This window comes from uncultured Coprobacter sp. (assembly GCF_947855755.1).
Classification (GTDB): Bacteria; Bacteroidota; Bacteroidia; order Bacteroidales; family Coprobacteraceae; genus Coprobacter.
Map to the genome: position 1 here is coordinate 49,699 of NZ_CANUAR010000016.1, position 13,712 is coordinate 63,410.

Here is a 13,712-nt window from a genome sequence, read left to right on the forward strand (position 1 = left end):
TTTGTTATTGAAGCTATTTATTTGTAGGATGCGGCATAAATATTTATACAATCTTCATTACTTAGCGGAATACGATCACATGAGAAAAGAAAACCCATTGTGTCTTTTGCATTGATGGCGAATTTTTCAAATTCATCGGGAGTGATACCATAATCGGACATTTTAAGATCGGCTACACCGCAATCTTCCTGAAGTTTTGTAAGAGCAATGATAAAGTCCATTGGTTCTGTTGCGTTTCTTATACCCATGACTTTTGCCATCTTTATAAAACGATCATCGCATACATGTTGTTTAATAAGGTGAGTGAAGTAGGCTTTGCTTATCATAATCAGTCCGGCTCCGTGAGGAAGTTCTTGATGATAAGCAGACATGGCATGTTCTAAAGAGTGTTCGCTATTACACCGGCCTACACACATTACAGATCCGGAAAGCGTATTTCCGAATGCAACCTTTGTACGGGCTTCTATGTCATTTCCGTTTTTTATTGTCTTTGGTAAATTAAGAGATACATTTTCTATTGCAGTCAAAGCGTACATATCGCTCATTAAATTTGCTCCGTTCGATACGTATGCTTCTACGCTGTGGAATAATGCATCGAACCCTTGATAGGCACTAAATCGGGGCGGAACAGATAACATCAGTTCGGGATCGACAATTGCGAGAACAGGAAATAAAGAGGGATGAACAAAACCTGTCTTCTCATGAGTTTTTTCATTCGTAATGACGCAGCCCGGATCGGTTTCCGACCCTGTTCCGGCAGTTGTTGTGATGGCGATAATAGGTAGCGGTGCATTCGTTATAATTTTACCTTTTCCGCTTCCGGAAGGTATATAATCCCAATAATCTCCGTCATTGGTAGCCATAATTGCAATAGCTTTTGAGGCATCCATGACGCTACCGCCTCCCAAAGCTACAATAAAATCGCATTCATTTGTCCGGGCAGCATTCCCTCCTGCCATGACCGTGGACTTTAAAGGATTTGCTTCAATTTGGTCAAATACGGTGAATTTTACTCCGGCTTTTTGAAGCTGTTCTTCTGTACGTTTTAGATACCCGTTTGTTTTGGTTGATTTGCCGTTAGATATTACGAGTAAAGCTTTTTGCCCCGGCATTTTTTGAAAATGCAGATTGTTTAACATTCCTGCGCCGAATAAAGTATGTGTCGGGACATACATATCGAAATTCATTTTCGTGTCCATAATTGATTTTGTTTTTTTGTTATCTACACTGCAAAATTATATTGGTTATTTATATTGATTTGTAGATGAATTACGGGTCTTTGTACCATTATTACGGATTTGAAAAAGTATGGATTATAGTATTGATAAAAATGTTAACTTTGCATTAATTCAAAACAGTAAAGTTATGAAAGATAATATTTTAAAGATAGAGACAGTCGATCAGTATAATTCTCGTATGGGAATCGAAACATTGCATCCGTTAGTCAGTGTGATAGATATGTCGAAGGCAAAGCCTGTGCGTCATGCCCGAATGAGTTTTGGCTTTTATACGATCTTTTTGAAGGAAGTGAAGTGCGGAGATTTGATATATGGCAGGCAGCATTACGATTATCAAGAGGGGACTCTTGTTTTCCTTGCTCCGGGCCAGATAATCGGCGTCGAGGACAATGGAGAGATCATTCAGCCTAAAGGGTGGGCTTTGACTTTTCATCCTGATTTAATAAGAGGAACATCTCTTGGTAGAAATATCAAAAATTATACGTTTTTTTCTTATGAAGTGAATGAGGCTCTTCATTTGTCAGATCAAGAAAGACAGATCGTATATGATTGTTTGCATAATATAGAGCATGAACTTCGACATGGTGTAGATAAGCATAGCAAAACTCTAATTTCGAGAAATATCGAGTTGTTATTAGATTATTGCATTCGTTTTTATGAACGTCAGTTTATAACACGGACTAATGTCAATAAAGATGTGCTTGTGAAATTTGAGAATATTCTGAATGATTATTTTCATACAGATAAACCTCGTAGTATAGGATTACCTTCTGTGAAATATTGTGCTGACCGGTTGTGCTTATCACCTAATTATTTCGGTGATTTGATAAAACGGGAAACCGGGAAGACGGCACAAGAATATATTCAGCTCGAGCTAATAAATATGGCAAAAGAACGGATTTTGGATACGGATAAGACAATAAGTGAAATTGCGTACGGTTTAGGTTTTCAGTATCCACAGCATTTCAGTCGTTTATTTAAAAAGTGTGTAGGCTGTACACCGAATGAATACAGACTGCAAGGTTGAGCTATAAAAAAGTTATAGGTAAGGTCGGTTTTGCAAAGGGATAATTTTGAGGCCTTAGAGCCTAAATTTTCCGATAAAAGATATTATCAAGTCATTTTTGAGAGTTGTTTTCGAGGATATTTTTTGTTCTGAGAAAGAGTAGAGCAAGTTACATGATGTGCAAAAATCAGAAATAGGCCGGAAGAAGATGCGAAGAAAAGTAAATAGATTTTCTTTATCGGAGAATTAAACAGCTTCTTAATTTGTTCGATTATCGATCTTTCGTTTTTTATCGCTATCTTTGCTCAAGCTGTTTTACTGATAAAACCGGAGTTGATAGATAAGCTTCGATTGTCACGAATAGCATTTTGAAAAGTAGTAGAATTATATGAGATTTGATGAATTAAATCTGGAATCGGACGTTCTGGAAGGTCTGAGTGCAATGAATTTTAAGGAAACGACTCCGGTACAGGAACTTACCATACCTGTAATTTTAGAAGGAAGGGATTTGATTGCTTGTGCTCAAACGGGAACAGGTAAGACTGCAGCATATATACTTCCGTTGTTGAATTTACTTACTAAGAATAAGAAAGAAGATGATGCTGTAAGAGCCGTGATTATAGCTCCTACAAGAGAACTGGCACAACAAATTGATATGCAGTTTGAGGGTTTTTCTTATTTTTTACCTATTTCGACTTTTGTCGTATCCGGAGGTGGTGATGGGGCGCAATGGGATCAACAGAAACGAGGATTGCTCATGGGGGCTGATGTTGTGATCGCTACTCCGGGACGGCTTATATCTCATCTGGTAAATAGTGGAGTGAAACTACCTTTTGTAGAATATCTTATTCTTGACGAGGCTGACAGAATGTTGGATATGGGATTTTATGACGACATTATGCAGATATGTAATCATCTTCCGGTGAAGCGGCAGACGATTTTATTTTCTGCAACTATGCCTCCTAAAATAAGACAGCTTGCTAAAAATATATTACATAATCCTGTCGAAATTAATATAGCGGTTTCAAAACCTAATGAGGCGATAAAGCAGTCGGCGTATGTTTGTTATGAGAACCAGAAGATGGCGATCATAGAAGCTGTTTTTTCTAAGAAAATTGAGGGTAAGACTATTATATTCTCTTCTTCGAAACAGAAAGTTAAGGAACTTACGACGAAGCTCAGGCGAATGAAGTACAATGTCCGGGCTATGCATTCTGATCTTGAACAGTCTCAACGGGAAGAGGTGATGCTTGACTTTAAAAACGGTAAAGTCGATGTATTGGTTGCAACGGATATTGTAGCCAGAGGTATCGATATTACGGATATCGGTTTGGTTATTAATTTTGATGTACCGCATGACCCTGAGGATTATATTCATCGTATCGGACGTACGGCACGGGCTAGTGCTGAAGGGGAAGCTATTACCTTTGTGTCTGATATAGAACGAGATAAATTTTTCAGGATAGAAAGATTTATTGATAAAGAAGTTCTTAAAAATCCCATTCCTGAGGAGTTAGGCGAAGCTCCGGGATATGATGTGGAACAGCTTTCTCGGGGACTTCGTAGAAGATTCGGGAGGCGTACTAATAATTCTCGTCCGGCTGGAGGAAGAAGTCAGGGAAAGCGGTCATTTTATCGGAAAACCCCGAGAAAGAATGGAAGTAAAGGGAAGGAACAGTAACTATCGTTTCCCGAAATTTATTTCAAGACTATTTTATGTTCTTTGATTAGAGGTTGTCTTAATTTTCCGACAAAAGAGTATTAAACGGGCTTTATTTTTTTATGATAAGGTGAAAAGCCATAACCTTTTTTCAATAGAAAAAACAGTTTCTAAAACTTTTTACTTGAAGAAATGTTATAGAATTATAGTTTTTAATATATCAAACTTAAATAATTTAGGATATGGAAAAGGAATTTTCTTCAAGTGTGAAATCAAATAAATTTATACAAATGACTCTGACTTTTTTATTGTCGGAGTGCTGTTCCAATGCGGCAAGGCTTTTTTTACGGTTGTTTGTCGGGATATTAATGTTGACTCATGGAATTGCTAAAATTGAGAATTTCGATACGTTAGTCGATACATTTCCCGATCCGATAGGTTTGGGGACACTGACTTTACCTTTGATTATTTTGGTCGAAGTAGGAGCTTCTATTTTGCTTATAGTCGGTTTTCTTACTCGAATAGTTTTAATCCCGTTGATTTTTTCGATGATCGTTGCAGCTTTTTTAACATTCCCTACGTTTGCTTTGGCAACGTCAGAACTCCCGTTGATGTATTTGGGAATTTTTATAACACTTTTATTGGCCGGTCCGGGAAAATGTTCGATAGATTATCTCTTGGACAAGGCTTATAACAGAAAATAAAAACCTTATATTTGTACTCAAAAGTATGAAGATAAGGTTATGAGCAGGAATTTGAAGAGGGCATTGAAGATAACACTTATCTCTATGCTCTCATTAATTATTATCGTGTTATCGGCTATTGCGGTAGTCGTGAATTTTGTGTTTACTCCGGAAAAGCTTACTCCGGTTGTTAATCAGGTTGCGAATAGAGCTCTAAACGCTCAAGTTGAAATCGGAAGTGTGGAGTTGACTTTTTTTTCATCGTTTCCTGATTTCGAATTGAAAATATCCGATGGGAGATTGGTCTCTAAAGTCTTCAAAGATACATTATGGCAGAAAAGTGATACTTTGTTGCAATTTAAAAAATGTGCAGTTTCAGTAAATCCGCTTTTATATTTTCAGAATAACCGGATCGAGCTGAGAAAGTTTGTTTTCGATGGTGCTACGATTTATGCATTTATTGACAGTATTGGAAATCCGAATTGGGATATTATGCGAGCTGATACTTCTGTCGTGCAACAAAATACCGATACGGTTTCTTCAGATTTTAATAGTAGTATAAATATCAATCGTGTCAAATTTAAAAATGTATCATTGATTTTTGATGATCGCAGTACGCAAATGTACAGTCGAATAGACAGTCTTAATCTTGATTTAAAAGCGTTCTTGTCTGAAGATATAGCCGATTTGAGAATGAAAACTTCTTGTAAAAATATTCTTTTTTGGCAAGATGGAGAATTGTTGGCGAATCGGATTGCTTTTGAATTTGATACTGATCTTTCTTTGGATCGAAAGACCTTATTTTGTAATATAAAACGTTCGTCGGTCAATTTAAATGGAATATCGTTTGATGTAGGCGGCTCGTTGCATCGAGATACAATTGCGAAAATTATAGATGTTGATTTGTCCTACAAACTTAAAACACCGGATGTCGCTACTGTATTGAATATGCTTCCGGCATCGGTTATTAAAAAGAGTTCCGTTACTGCAGCCGGAGATGTAGAACTGTCGGGTTCGGTTAAGGGTGCGTATGGAGATAAGCAAGTGCCGGTACTGACAATGCTCATGAAGATTCAACAAGCTTCAGCCCGTTATAAGGGAATGCCTTATGGGATCGATAATTTAACGGCCGATCTAAGTTGTTATTTAGATGTGATGAAAAAAAAGCCGTCCTATCTGAATATGAAAATATTTCGTTTTCAAGGAGCGGAAACTGATGTATTGGCGGATGGTCGTATAGATGATTTGATGGGAGATCCGTTGATAACTTTTAATACTCGTGCAAAAGTAAATTTTTCAGCTTTAGCGAAGACTTTTCCGTTGCAGGATGGTGTTGAAATGGGAGGAAAAGTCTCTGCTGATTTAAAATTTAAAGGCAAATTAAGTGCTGTAAAGGAAAAAGATTTGGGACGTTTGCAGATAAAAGGGAATGTAGCAATTGAGGATGTATTATTAAAAGATGCCGATAAAGATTTTAATTTTAAAGGCAATGCAAAATTGGGTTTTATCGGAGATAGTTCTTTGGCCGTAGGGGCAAAGATTTATGATCTCATTTTGAAAAGTCGGATGGGGTCGGCTCAGGTAAAACAGATGTCGGCATCAATATCGACCCCTGTAACCGAAATGGATACTACGAAAGTCATTCCTTTAGATTGTAAATTCGCATTGGAAGAAGCTAAAGTGATAATTGGCGATACGATTCGGGCATACAGTCAAAAGACAGAAGCGTCTGTTGGAGTAAGACCCTCTAAAATGAATGTAAAAAAGCCGGTGTTTGATTTATATCTGCGTACCGATTCTCTTTTTATGAAAGCAAATGAGACCCGTATAGGAATGGATTTAGCAGGCTTTAAAATATCGGCATTTCAAGGTCGTGATTCATTGTGGCATCCGAAAGGTACAATTGGTTTTAATCGTTTGTTTTTGTCTACTCCTGAATTTGGCTTACCTATTCGCATGCAAAAAACGGAAGTTGCGTTTGAAAGGAATACTGTGGCATTAAGACAAGCGAAGGTCCGTATCGGACATTCTGATATAACGGCTACAGGTTCGGTCTCTAATTTGGTAAAAGCAATAATGAAAAATGAATTATTGACTGCCCGGTTAAAAGTTGTTTCAAGACGGATAAATTGTAATCAGCTTATAGAGGCATTGTCCGGCCTTGAGAATATGGACGAAAATGCGGCTGAAACAGATACAATATCTTCTGTATCGACAGATAAAGCCCGTTTGTTTGTTGTTCCTAAAAATGTCGATTTGGAGTTTGAAACGAATGTCGGGAGGGTTCGTTATAATCACATGATTTTTGAGAATGTTCGGGGAAAAGTGCAGATAAAGGATCAAATGGTAAATCTTGAAAATCTGAGTATGAAAGCTTTAGATGCTGTAATGAGAACCTCTTTACTTTATAAAGGAGACTCTTCTATAGATGGATATGCCGGCTTTAATTTTGATATTTATAAAATCAATATAGGGAAATTGGTGACATTTATTCCTGAACTGGATACGATCGTTCCGATGCTGAGATCTTTTAAAGGTCTTGTCGATTTTAATATAGCAGCAGAATCGCGTCTTGATTCTCTGATGAATATACGTATTCCTTCTTTGCGGGCTGCGGTGCATATTAAGGGGGATAGTCTGGTTTTATTGGATGGGGATACTTTCAGGAGACTTGCGAAAATATTGTTGTTTAAAAATAAAAAGGAAAATATGTTCGATAGCATATCCGTAAATATAACAGTTGATAACGGCGAAGTAAAAGTTTATCCTTTTGTTGTAGAAATAGATCGTTATCGGGCAGCAGTAGGAGGTACTCAGAATCTGGATATGTCGTTCAATTATCATGTTTCTATACTTAAATCTCCTTTACCGTTTAAGGCGGGAGTTGATTTATATGGTAATTTAGACAAAGTTAAGTTCCGGATAACGCGTGCAAAATATAAAAATATGGTTTCTCCCGTGCAAATAAGGCAGATAGATAGTACACGCATAAATATGGGAAAAGTGATTACATCCCATTTTAAACGTCTTGTTAATAATTAAGAGCCTGTTTAAATTTTACACGGGTCAGTTTTGAGAATTTCTTCCGAGTATGTTTTTCTGCTTTTACGAGTATGATAGCGGGCTATCTGACGAGTGAAAACAGGGAAAAAGACCGGAAGAGAACGCAAAAATGACCTGATAGTATTTTTATTGGAAAATTTAAATAAGCTCTAAATAGGCTTGTAATTATTTTATGATATGAAACAGTGATAACTTATTCCCAAAAAATACAGCCCGCTCAATTATTCATATATTAAACGGGCTGTTTCTGATTTTGTAAATTCTATATCTCACTCATGCTTTTTATGTTTGCCTTCATGAGACTCTTCTGCTTTTTCAAGTTGATATTCTGATTTTTTCTTTGATTTACAGAATTGGCCTTTCTGTTTCTTTTCTGAACTTTTCATATTATTTGAATTTAAAAATCACTATAAATATGAAGATTAATATAGAAGTTTTATTTTACTTCTATGTTTCTAACAGCCGGTTTTTCGGGAATAATTTCCTTTTTGGGGATATCGATAGTCAATATGCCGTTTTCGACTTTAGCTGCAATTTTATCTTTATCGATATTATCGGGCAAAATCATGTTTTGACGGAATTGTGTATAAGAAAATTCCCGGCGTAAATACCGTCCGTTTTTATTTTCATTTTTATGTTCCTCTTTTTTCTCCATAGAAACTGAAATCTGATTATCATCATCGATTCTAATTGAAAAATCATCTTTAGTCAGACCCGGAGCAGCAATCTCTACTTTATAATCTTTTTCGCTTTCGATAATATTTATGGCAGGGGAAGTTGAATTTGCTTTTTCCATCCATTCATTTCCAAAGAAATCGTTAAATATTCCCGGAAGCCAATTTTGTGATTTTCTTACAGGCATCATAGTTATAATCTCCTATTCGTTAATTAAACATCTATATTTCTTTGAATCGGGTTTGTAACTCAAATTCACTTAAATGATTGCAAAGTGTGTGCCATTTGTTTTTTAATCTGTTTTGTCAGAAAAAGTGCCAAATTGTATCTATTTGAATGACAGAATTTACTCGGAATTAAACACTTGAAACATAATGTAGTATAATTTAAAAAGGACTTCGTTTGGGAAAACTGTTGTTTTGTGAGAAAATGATAAACCCTCCAGATAAAGAAAATATCTGAAGGGTTTATTGAAAAAATTTCTATGAAATTTAAGAGCCTGTCTGAGTTTTATTCAGCTTCTATTTTTTGTATGGCTTTTTCGGCCTCTTCTTTTAACTTATCTGCTTGTTTCTGTGCTTCTTTTACTAAAGCCGCCGCCGCAGTTTTCGCACCGATCTTTTCGAGCGGTTTTTGAGCCTTGTCTATTAATTTTTGTCCTTCTTTCTCTGCAGTTTCGACTAATTTTTTCCCTGCAGCATCAGCTTGTTCTCTTAAAGCAGCGATACGTTCTTCCTTATCTTTTCCTGTGAGTTTAGTCAATTGACTATTTACTGCTGTTTTTACGGCATTGTTGATCATTTCTTTAGTGTCGAGTTTTATCTCGGGTTTTGAAAATGTACCTCCGATAGTTGCGGTTACATTACTTATATATCCGCCGGTAGCAGATTCGGGAAGTGTGATTTTTGCTGTGTAGTCGATGCTCTGATCTAAACCGGTTGTTCCGTTTAGATTCATGCTGATATTACCCATTTTTATATCGAAAGGATCAGTTTTTAATAATCCGTTTTCGATCGTAAAAGGTATTTTTATGTCTTTAGCTTCGATGTTTTTAAGCTTGTCGTTTTTTAATAATGTAGCAATCTTGTCAAATATTTCGAGATTTTGTATATGAATATCGTTGGATTGTAGAACCCCTTTAGCCGTCAGAGACATTAATTCCGGGTTCATAGTATTATCCAAAGGAGTCTTTAAATCAAGATTCACAGAGTAGTTACCTCCTGTTTTTGCAAAAATCGGGACGATCTTCTGAATCATATCCAATTGTTTGAAAGTTTCTTCGAACGAAGCTTTCTGGATGTTCAGTCCGAAATTTACCATAGGTCGGTTTTTATTCTCAGCGGTACTGTATGATCCGGTTGTGGATACAGACCCGCCGAAAGCGTTAAAATTCAGAGGATTCATTCGAACGACTCCTTTTGAAACAGATAGATTTCCGCTGATATTATCGATTTCGATTTTTTGGAAAATGACTTTTTTAAGGTTTGCTTTAAGCGACAAATCCAAATTTTCAGGAACTTCTATGACACTCATGGTCGTTGTGTCCGTTTTTCCTTCAGTTTCTGTACTTACCTCTTCAGAATCGCTCATAAAATCATTTAAGTTCAGATATGAAGAGGTTAAAGAAAGATTGCCTTTTAAAGTTTCATTTTTCAAAAAATAGGGTAAGTAATTAGATAAAGAACCTTTTGCCTGCAAATCGTTTTTCCCGATATTTACGTCCATTTCATTTAAAGACATAGCTTTGGGACTGATCGTTGCAGATGCTTTCTTTAATGTTATAGCCGGGATTCCCGGAGTCGTAAAACTCATATCGCTTATAGAGATATTCCCTTCTCCTTGTATATTTTGGTATTTTTCTTTTTCAATATCCGACATTTTACCTGCAAAACTTAGTGCGGTTGTCAGTATTCCGCTTAATTTTACCGAATCGCCCAAAGGATATACATCTTTGATCATATTCAGATTCAAAGTCCCGTTTGCCGTTGCTTTAAAATTCAAATCAGATACAGGTGTCGATGCGTTTAATGTCAGTTTAAACGGATTACCGGCCATTTTAAAACTGAGATTATCTATGTTGAGAGTAGTTAAGTCGGCGCTACCTCCCGGATTTTCTGCAGAAATATGGATGTTGATATTGTCGATTGCTTTGGGCATATCGGCATAATTGATCATACCGTCCTTAACGTTTAATAGAAATGAAAATTGAGGTAATAGATTATCGGTCATTTTACCTTTAGCTGCAGCTTTAAAATCTAATGCACCTTTAGTGGTTAATGACTCGAAATTGTTTTGATAAATGCCGGGAATGAGAGAAAGAATGTCTTTAAACTCGATTTTCGGACTATTTAAACGTATATCCATGTCCATATCATTTTCGAGAAGTGCTATCCAGCCGTCAAGATTCAATTCGATTGCATTAAGCCGCAGTTTGTTTTCATCGAATGTGAATTTGTTATTTGTTAAATCTGCCAGAACTTTCATCTCCATTTCGAATTCGGCATTCTTGAGATAGGGGACAGCTCCTGATATAAAATCGATATTTTGAGTTGTCATGTGACAATCAACCGATGTTGACTCGGCACTCATATCTCCCGATAATTTTAAATTCAGTTTCCGGGTATGGAATTCCATTTTGGAAGAGTCATCTATGTATGCAATACGTCCGTCTTCTATAGTGAATTTTTTTAATTTAAGAGCGAAAGATGAATCGGACGAGGTCGTGTCTGTTTCAACAGTAGTTGTTGTGTCTGGTTTCATTATGTCCCAGTTTACATTTCCATTCGCTAACTTGACTGCTTTTACTTGCGGTTTTTCCAGAATAATATGATTTATTTCAATTCCTTTATCACCGAACAGACTCATTATATTAACGGCGATATCTATCTCTTTTGCAGAGACAAGAGTGTCTTTCTCGAAATCACCGATACCCGTAAGAGATAATTGTTGCAACTCGATAGAGGCTTTCGGAAAATGAGAAAAGAAACTGAGGTTCAGATCGGCAAATTCGAGCTTGGCGTTCAGCATGTTATTTGCCTCTTTTTTTACTATCTCCAATATCTTGCCTTTAAAAGCAAAAGGGAGAACGAGCATGATAACCAAGATTGTACCTATGACTATCCCGGTAATTTTTAAACCTTTTTTTACTTTTGTATTCATACCCAAATGATTTATTTGTTATGTTTTCTTTCTCTTATTTCTTCTGCAATACTCCAAAAACGACTGGCTGTTTCTATTTCACCGAGTTTAGAAAATGTGTCTCCGAGCCGGTCGTGTAAAGTCGCATTTTGCGGCTTTAGTTTTACGGCTTTCAGAAAATCGCTTGATGCACCTTCATAATCTTCAAGTTTGTATCGTAGTTTACCTCTGTTATAAAGAGCCTTAAAATATAGCGGACTTAACCGTACAGCTTCGTTGAGACATTGTGCTGCTCCGGATAAATCGTCAGTATCCATTAAAGTAACGCCTTTTCGTACCCAGGCGTCGAGCAGTAACGGATCAAGAGCCAATGCCTTGTCAAAATTGGCGAGAGCAGCTCTGATGTCGTGAGCTTTCGTAATACACTCATTACCGAGCAAATAATATTCGTATGCATACTTTTTTAATGTTTCCCGGCGTTCATGATCTCGTTGTTCGAGAGTTTTTATACGTTCTTTTAATTCTGTGATAACACTTAATTTTTTTCGGATCAATCGTTTTACTTCTGGTTTTTCAAGATCATATCTGATGTGTATAGCCTCGAACAAAGCTGTAAGACTACCATCAAAATCATCCTTATCGAATTGTTTGATTGCAGTATGATAAAGTCTGTCGGCTTGTGCCAGTTTCATCGATTGTTCGATGAGTCGAGGATTATTAAAGCTTTGGCTGAAATGAATAATTTCAGGTTTTATGAAAATATCGCTTCTTGATATTCTTTTTTTCAGGACTATTCCTTCAAGAGATGTGCAACGGCTTAGTGCCACGTAAGTTTGACCTCCGGCGAAAGCGCCTCCGCTGAAATCTATAATGACATGGTTGAACGTGAGACCCTGACTTTTATGTACGGTGATAGCCCAAGCCAGACGCATGGGATATTGAACGAAAGAACCTAACTCTTCTTCCTCGATTCTTTTCTTTTTTTCATTATAAGAATAACGTATATTGCGCCATAAATCACGAGCGACTTCGTGCTCTTCTCCGTTTTCAAGCAATACATATATTTTCCCGTCTTCGGTAATTGAGGAGATAATCCCGAGAGTTCCGTTTACCCAGCGATGGTCATAGTCGTTTTTGATAAAAATTATTTGTGCACCCTCTTTGAGAATCAGCTCTTTTAACGTAGGAAGACTTGATTCGGGAAAATCACCTTTTATTTCTCCCCTGAATACGAATTCTTTTCCGTCGAGATCTGCAAGATGTTTATCGTTAATGTAATCGACGTTGTCTCTTCTCGTTGCCAGAGTAATTGAAAAATCTTCCTGGCGTGGTATAAAGTTAGGATTATATCGGCTATTTAGTATTTTCAGATCGTTATCGTTTGTTGTGTTGGTTCGAATTCTGTCGAGGAGATTTACAAATGTTATGTCGGTTTGTCTATATACTTTCTTTAGTTCGATAGGAACGAGACTTATCTCTTTAAATACTCGTGCTGAGAAAAAATAAGAATTGGGATAAAAACGATTCAATATGTCTCGCGCGTCTTGGGTGACTACCGGCTCGAGTTGATAGATATCCCCTACGAACAAAAGTTGCTTACCCCCGAAAGGCAGACGCATATTACCCGAATAGATGCGAAGTACACGGTCTATGAAATCGATCATATCGGCACGCACCATGGATATTTCGTCTATAATAATGAGTTCGACTTCTTTGATTAGCTTACGATGCGATTTTCTATATTTTAGAAATTCGAAAATGCGTCCTTCCGTTAAACTCAGATCAGGATCATCCGGCAAAATAGGGCGGAATGGCATTTTAAAGAAAGAATGTATCGTGCTGCCTCCGGCATTGATTGCTGCAACGCCGGTCGGAGCTAATACAATATGCTTTTTAGTTGTTTGATCACATATATATCGCAAAAAGGTAGATTTTCCCGTACCGGCTTTTCCGGTCAAGAATACCGATTGCGAAGTATATTGAATCAAACTTAAGGCATTCTGAAACTCTTTATTGTCGGTGTCTATTTGCAGTATATCCACTTTATCGTTATTTATAATTCAAAGATAAGAATATTTCCTGATTTTGAATTAGTGGCTGTCTAAATTTTACTTGGGTCAGTTTTGAGAGTTTCTTTCGAGGATGTTTATCTGTTTTACGAAGAAGATAGCAGGTTATCTGACGAGTAAAAATGGGAAAACAGAGCGAAAGAAAATGTAAAAATGACCTGATAATATTTTCTTATCGGA

Annotated in this window: 8 protein-coding genes; 4 read left to right on the top strand and 4 right to left on the bottom strand. The window is 36.8% G+C overall.

The features are described from left to right. Positions 1 to 17: 17 nt before the first annotated feature. Complete coding sequence (locus Q0093_RS09575) at positions 18 to 1,199, bottom strand: iron-containing alcohol dehydrogenase (RefSeq protein ID WP_297929933.1); 1,182 nt, start codon at positions 1,197 to 1,199, stop codon at positions 18 to 20. A gap of 166 nt (positions 1,200 to 1,365) precedes the next feature. On the opposite strand from Q0093_RS09575, the gene Q0093_RS09580 reads away from it, so the two are divergent. From Q0093_RS09580 to Q0093_RS09595, 4 genes are all read left to right on the top strand, one after another. Continuing rightward, a complete protein-coding gene (locus tag Q0093_RS09580) occupies positions 1,366 to 2,265 on the top strand; it encodes an AraC family transcriptional regulator (protein WP_294177758.1) in 900 nt (299 codons plus the stop codon). A gap of 367 nt (positions 2,266 to 2,632) precedes the next feature. Further along, positions 2,633 to 3,925 (top strand): DEAD/DEAH box helicase, encoded by a 1,293-nt coding sequence (locus Q0093_RS09585; protein ID WP_297929936.1) that lies wholly within the window; start codon positions 2,633 to 2,635, stop codon positions 3,923 to 3,925. A 221-nt stretch (positions 3,926 to 4,146) separates the two neighbouring features. Further along, a complete protein-coding gene (locus tag Q0093_RS09590) occupies positions 4,147 to 4,608 on the top strand; it encodes a DoxX family protein (RefSeq protein WP_297929938.1) in 462 nt (153 codons plus the stop codon). A gap of 39 nt (positions 4,609 to 4,647) precedes the next feature. Then, a complete protein-coding gene (locus tag Q0093_RS09595; RefSeq protein WP_297929940.1) occupies positions 4,648 to 7,629 on the top strand; it encodes an AsmA-like C-terminal region-containing protein in 2,982 nt (993 codons plus the stop codon). Positions 7,630 to 8,086: 457 nt separating this feature from the next. Here the strand turns inward: Q0093_RS09595 and Q0093_RS09600 are convergent, their stop codons facing one another. The 3 genes from Q0093_RS09600 to Q0093_RS09610 form a co-directional block, all read right to left on the bottom strand. Further along, on the bottom strand, positions 8,087 to 8,515 hold the full coding sequence (locus Q0093_RS09600) for an Hsp20/alpha crystallin family protein (RefSeq protein WP_294177754.1): 429 nt from the start codon (positions 8,513 to 8,515) through the stop codon (positions 8,087 to 8,089). A gap of 320 nt (positions 8,516 to 8,835) precedes the next feature. Next, positions 8,836 to 11,484: an AsmA-like C-terminal region-containing protein gene (locus Q0093_RS09605; RefSeq protein ID WP_297929942.1), complete on the bottom strand. Its 2,649-nt coding sequence runs from the start codon at positions 11,482 to 11,484 to the stop codon at positions 8,836 to 8,838. An 11-nt stretch (positions 11,485 to 11,495) separates the two neighbouring features. Further along, on the bottom strand, positions 11,496 to 13,496 hold the full coding sequence (locus tag Q0093_RS09610) for a tetratricopeptide repeat protein (protein ID WP_297929972.1): 2,001 nt from the start codon (positions 13,494 to 13,496) through the stop codon (positions 11,496 to 11,498). Positions 13,497 to 13,712: the final 216 nt, after the last annotated feature.

Excerpts from the sequence above, each read along its gene's own strand:
- Q0093_RS09600 (WP_294177754.1), bottom strand. The coding sequence starts at position 8,515 with ATGATGCCTGTAAGAAAATCACAAAATTGGCTTCCGGGAATATTTAAC.
- Q0093_RS09590 (WP_297929938.1), top strand. The coding sequence starts at position 4,147 with ATGGAAAAGGAATTTTCTTCAAGTGTGAAATCAAATAAATTTATACAA.
- Q0093_RS09595 (WP_297929940.1), top strand. The coding sequence starts at position 4,648 with ATGAGCAGGAATTTGAAGAGGGCATTGAAGATAACACTTATCTCTATG.
- Q0093_RS09575 (WP_297929933.1), bottom strand. The coding sequence starts at position 1,199 with ATGGACACGAAAATGAATTTCGATATGTATGTCCCGACACATACTTTA.
- Q0093_RS09605 (WP_297929942.1), bottom strand. The coding sequence starts at position 11,484 with ATGAATACAAAAGTAAAAAAAGGTTTAAAAATTACCGGGATAGTCATA.
- Q0093_RS09580 (WP_294177758.1), top strand. The coding sequence starts at position 1,366 with ATGAAAGATAATATTTTAAAGATAGAGACAGTCGATCAGTATAATTCT.
- Q0093_RS09585 (WP_297929936.1), top strand. The coding sequence starts at position 2,633 with ATGAGATTTGATGAATTAAATCTGGAATCGGACGTTCTGGAAGGTCTG.